The sequence below is a fragment of the Lutibacter sp. genome (assembly GCF_040883305.1).
Lineage (GTDB): Bacteria > Bacteroidota > Bacteroidia > Flavobacteriales > Flavobacteriaceae > Lutibacter.
Window position 1 is genome coordinate 1 of the sequence record NZ_JBFLKT010000340.1, and the last position, 4,442, is coordinate 4,442.

Consider the following 4,442-nt stretch of genomic DNA (forward strand, 5'->3'; position numbering starts at 1 on the left):
AGTTTGAGAACGGTTTTTAATTAAATTAATTAAAACACAAAAGCTGATTTCTTTTCTAAAGGAAAAGTTTATAAAATTGCATTCAAAATTTAAAAATCATTAAAATATGATAGTAGTTTAAGTGTATTTTAAATACACATTAAAGCTTTTTACAAATAAAAATTTAGCCGTTTTCGGGTTTTAGTTCTTTGAGATTATGTATCTAAAAATTAGTAAATAATAGGCTGTTTCTAGAGCTAACTATTAACGTGATATTTAGTTTTATGAAGTAGTTTGTTAGATAACATTAAATATTGTAATTTTTTGGGGTGAAAATTTACAGATATAATGATTTTTTGTACAGAATCAAGAAGTTAAACTTTAATTTGAAAACGGTTTTCTTAAACCTTCCAATTAAATATTTTAAAAACTTTAATCCAATCATTTGGTAATGTTGCTTTTACATTAATTTCATTTTTTAAAATAGGATGTGAAAATTGTATGGAGTCTGCGTGTAAAAATAAATTTTTACAATCAAATTCGTTTTCAAACATTCTATTATGAAACCGATCACCATATTTGTAATCTCCTACAATTGGCCTACTTATTTTATTCATATGAATTCTAAGTTGATGCATTCTGCCAGTTTCAGGCATTAATTTCACAAAACTATATCTAGAAAATTTGTATGGATGAACAGCTATTTTTAATTCAATTTTATGTAAGGGTTTACAAAAAGTTGCAGCATCTTTATAAACTTTTGTATCTGGATTTTTAACAGGTGTCGTAATCTCTAATTCTTCTTCAACAAAACCACGAACAATTCCTAAATAACTTTTTTTAATTGTATTAGAATCAAATAATTCTTGAAAAACAGCAACATGCTCTTTTTGTTTTGATAACAATAACACACCAGACGTTTTTCTATCCAACCTGTGTACGGGAAAAAGCTCTAAATTTAATTGTTCCTTCAGTAATTTTAATAGCGTAGCATCTTTAATATTTCTTGCATAATATGAATTATGAATCAAAATATTGTTTGGTTTATTTACAATTACACAATAATTGTCTTCAAAAAGAACTTCAATTTTCATTGGGTAAAGATACATTTTCATTGAATATATTTCATATCGAAATTAAAATTTTAGAAGCAATTAAAACCCTAAAATATTTACAATCAATTGTTCTTTTTTTATACATTTGAACAAAATTTTTAGTATATTTAATACTAACTTTTTTTATAACAACTAAAAGCTAAAAAAATGAAAAAACTACTAATGTTAGCTGTATTGGTATGCACATTAATTTCTTGTGGAACACCAAAAACGGTTATTCAATCAAAAAAAGTGATTAAAGGCTATTGGACTTTAAACGAAATTTCTTATGGTGAAGCAGGAACATTTAGTGTAACCTTATTTAACGACGCTCCAAAAGTCTGCTTTGAAGCAAGTACCTGGAGGTTTATACCTAATAATAATACTGGTATTTACACGATTAACAATGAAGAATGTGTAATTGGCAATCGTAATTTTGTGTTTACAATACAAGAAATTGATCCAACCACAGGTTTGTACGACTTTTTATTGAAGCCAACTGATAAAAAATACAAATCCGCTGATAATAAAGGTTTTAGATTAAATTTAACACAATTGTCAGACACAAACATGCAATGGGAACAAACAGTAATTTTAGAAGGTAAACCATTTAAAATTTATATGAATTTTTTAAAAAATAATGAATAATGAAAACAATAATTAAGAAAATAGGATTTGGAATGCTATCAGTACTTTTAGCATTAAATATAAGTAGTTGCGAGGCTACTAAAAATGCGAGTAACACACAAAAAGGTGGTGCAATTGGTGCAGCAGGTGGTGCAATTTTAGGCGCAATTATTGGGAATAATACAGGAAAAAAGGGTAGTGGAGGCGAATTAGGAGCCGTTATTGGTGGTGTAGTTGGTGGAACTGCTGGAGTATTAATTGGTAAAAAAATGGATAAGCAAGCACAACAAATTGAAGAGGAAATTCCTGGTGCTATTGTTGAACGTGTAGATGACGGAATTGTAGTTACTTTTGATGAAAACAGCGGAGTATATTTTGATACCAACAAATATAATATTAATGAAGCTTCAGAAACTTTACTGAATAAATTAGCAGGTATTTTAATGGAATATCCAGATACAAATGTAATAGTGGTAGGGCATACAGATAGTACCGGAGCAGACGCGTATAATATGACACTTTCACAAAATAGAGCCTTTGCTGTTACTAATTTTTTCACGAATAAAGGATTGAGCTCATCTAGATTTACAACAAACTGGTTTGGAGAAGAACAGCCAATTGCAGATAACAACACTGCAGAAGGACGTTCTAAAAACAGAAGAGTAAATATTGCAATTGTTCCTAATGAAAAAATGAAAGAAGACGCTAAAAAAGAAGCAGGAAATTAATTAAAACTAAAAATAGGCTTTCTATAAAGTGATATTTTGTCAACCTGTACTTCAACTTCGCTTAGCGATCCGTTTTTTTGAGTAAAGTCGAAATATAGGTTTTTAGAATGACGCATTTCAATATTTTTAGACGGCTTTCTTTTTATTAATAAAAAAAACTTTGTGCAACAAATTTTTGAACTTATTAACACATACCAACTAACGCCCGTTAGTTGGTTTTTTGCATTTTTAGCTGCCTTTCTTTTAGGATCCAGTAAAGCGGGTATCAAAGGAATAGGAATCGTAATTGTAACCTTAATGGCGATTGTTTTTGGAGGGAAATCTTCAACCGGAACATTGATTCCGATGATGCTTTTTGCAGATCTTTTAGCAGTAATTTACTACCATAGATACACACAGTGGAAATATTTAAAAAAGCTGATGCCAACTATGGTAATAGGTGTATTAATAGGAGTGTGGTTGGGAAATGATATTTCCGACGAACTTTTTAAACGCCTAATGGCTTTTTTAATTTTAGGTATTGTTGTGTTTATGATTATTATGGACAGGCGAAAATCAACTGCAATTCCAAAAACTCGACTTTTCTCAAATTCAATGGGACTTTTATCTGGTTTTACTTCAATGATTGGGAATTTAGCAGGCTCTTTTTCAAACATTTATTTTTTAGCAATGCGCTTGCCAAAAAATGAATTTATCGGAACAGCAGCTTGGTTGTTTTTTATAATTAATGTTTTTAAACTACCATTTCACATTTTTGTTTGGAAAACAATATCTGTTGAAAGCTTAGCTATAAATTTAACATTAATACCTGCAATAGTTTTAGGCTTTTTCTTAGGAATTAAAGTAGTAAAACTAATTAATAATGAATTGTACAGAAAATTTATTATTATAGTTACAGCTATTGGTGCATTAATTCTATTATTTAAATAATTATAATTTTATGGAAGAACATTTTTTTCAATGTCCGTATTGTTGGCAAAAAATTTCTATGTTGTTTGATTCTTCTGTAAACAATCAAACATATATAGAAGATTGCGAAATGTGTTGTAACCCAATAGAAATTAATCCCATATTTAGTAATTCTGAATTAATTGCTTTGAATATTAAAAATATAGAACAGTAATTACATTAATCTGAATTTATTTAAGGACTTCACTCAATTCTGAAGTCAAATTCATTTAGAAATTTATTTTTTTACAACTATTTTTATATCAATAGTTTACAGTCTTTATCTAAAGTCAATTGTCATCCCTAAAAAGGCAGAAATTTAAAGATTTACACAAACTTACCCTTTATTTAAGAGCCTGTTTTAATTGAGAAATTGATTGCATCCCAGATTGTCGCCAAACCTGTTTTCCTTGTTTAAATACTATAAAAGTTGGAACTCCTTGTACTTGATATTTGGCTGCTAACGATTGATTTTTATCAACATTTATTTTTATAATACTTATAGTATCCTTTAATTCCGATTTTAATTGTTTTAAAACGGGCGCCATGCTTTTGCAAGGTCCACACCAATCTGCCGTAAAATCCACCAAAACAGGCACTTCTTGATTTATAATATCGTTAAATGATTTTTTCATAATACTATTTTTTTAATGTTACTTAAAGTTACAAAATCAATAGTAAATAGAGGAGGGGTTATTTAATTAACTGTATTTTAATTATTCACACGTTTTAAATAACGTGAAATTAGAATAGCTAAAAAGCTACAAATACAAAAGCCAATAAATAGAGGTAAAACGGTGTCTTTAACATACAAACCAATTAATGCACTAATTGGCACAGCCATAATAGTTGAAATAAAACCAGTTATTGCAGCTCCAATTCCTGCAATATGCGCAATGGGTTGCATTGCTAAAGCTCTTAAATTTCCAAAAAGAAATCCTATTGAAAAGAATTGAATCGCAAAAAACAGCAATAAAATTTCAATACTTGGATTTTCACTATTAAAAAACAGTAAAATATAAAGTAACGAAATTCCAAAGAAGGTATATAAAGCTGCTGTAGCCAA

General features: G+C 28.6%; 6 protein-coding genes and 1 pseudogene. 4 read left to right on the plus strand and 3 right to left on the minus strand.

Annotated elements, in window-relative coordinates; all coding sequences use genetic code 11:
- Positions 1-380: 380 nt before the first annotated feature.
- Complete coding sequence (locus tag AB1Z17_RS10990) at positions 381-1,094, minus strand: pseudouridine synthase (RefSeq protein ID WP_368051842.1); 714 nt, start codon at positions 1,092-1,094, stop codon at positions 381-383.
- A 147-nt stretch (positions 1,095-1,241) separates the two neighbouring features.
- On the opposite strand from AB1Z17_RS10990, the gene AB1Z17_RS10995 reads away from it, so the two are divergent.
- The 4 genes from AB1Z17_RS10995 (at position 1,242) to AB1Z17_RS11010 (ending at position 3,551) form a co-directional block, all read left to right on the plus strand.
- Positions 1,242-1,721, plus strand: a complete 480-nt coding sequence (locus AB1Z17_RS10995; protein WP_368051843.1) for a lipocalin — start codon at positions 1,242-1,244, stop codon at positions 1,719-1,721.
- Positions 1,721-2,428 (plus strand): OmpA family protein, encoded by a 708-nt coding sequence (locus AB1Z17_RS11000; RefSeq protein ID WP_368051844.1) that lies wholly within the window; start codon positions 1,721-1,723, stop codon positions 2,426-2,428. The genes AB1Z17_RS10995 and AB1Z17_RS11000 overlap by 1 nt, the downstream gene beginning before the upstream one ends.
- A gap of 162 nt (positions 2,429-2,590) precedes the next feature.
- Positions 2,591-3,358 carry a sulfite exporter TauE/SafE family protein gene (locus AB1Z17_RS11005; RefSeq protein ID WP_368051845.1) on the plus strand — a complete coding sequence of 256 codons (768 nt, stop codon included), beginning with the start codon at positions 2,591-2,593 and terminating at the stop codon, positions 3,356-3,358.
- Positions 3,359-3,368: 10 nt separating this feature from the next.
- Positions 3,369-3,551 (plus strand): CPXCG motif-containing cysteine-rich protein, encoded by a 183-nt coding sequence (locus AB1Z17_RS11010; protein ID WP_368051846.1) that lies wholly within the window; start codon positions 3,369-3,371, stop codon positions 3,549-3,551.
- Positions 3,552-3,720: 169 nt separating this feature from the next.
- Here the strand turns inward: AB1Z17_RS11010 and trxA are convergent, their stop codons facing one another.
- Together trxA and AB1Z17_RS11020 are read right to left on the minus strand one after the other, a co-directional pair.
- Positions 3,721-4,011, minus strand: a complete 291-nt coding sequence (trxA, locus tag AB1Z17_RS11015; RefSeq protein ID WP_368051847.1) for a thioredoxin — start codon at positions 4,009-4,011, stop codon at positions 3,721-3,723.
- 77 nt (positions 4,012-4,088) lie between these two features.
- Positions 4,089-4,442: pseudogene (locus AB1Z17_RS11020) on the minus strand (Bcr/CflA family drug resistance efflux transporter); the annotation flags it as partial.

What these genes read in the sequence shown, in the direction of transcription:
- AB1Z17_RS10990 (WP_368051842.1), bottom strand. Translation starts at nt 1,094, where the DNA reads ATGAAAATGTATCTTTACCCAATGAAAATTGAAGTTCTTTTTGAAGAC.
- trxA (WP_368051847.1), bottom strand. Translation starts at nt 4,011, where the DNA reads ATGAAAAAATCATTTAACGATATTATAAATCAAGAAGTGCCTGTTTTG.
- AB1Z17_RS11000 (WP_368051844.1), top strand. Translation starts at nt 1,721, where the DNA reads ATGAAAACAATAATTAAGAAAATAGGATTTGGAATGCTATCAGTACTT.
- AB1Z17_RS10995 (WP_368051843.1), top strand. Translation starts at nt 1,242, where the DNA reads ATGAAAAAACTACTAATGTTAGCTGTATTGGTATGCACATTAATTTCT.
- AB1Z17_RS11010 (WP_368051846.1), top strand. Translation starts at nt 3,369, where the DNA reads ATGGAAGAACATTTTTTTCAATGTCCGTATTGTTGGCAAAAAATTTCT.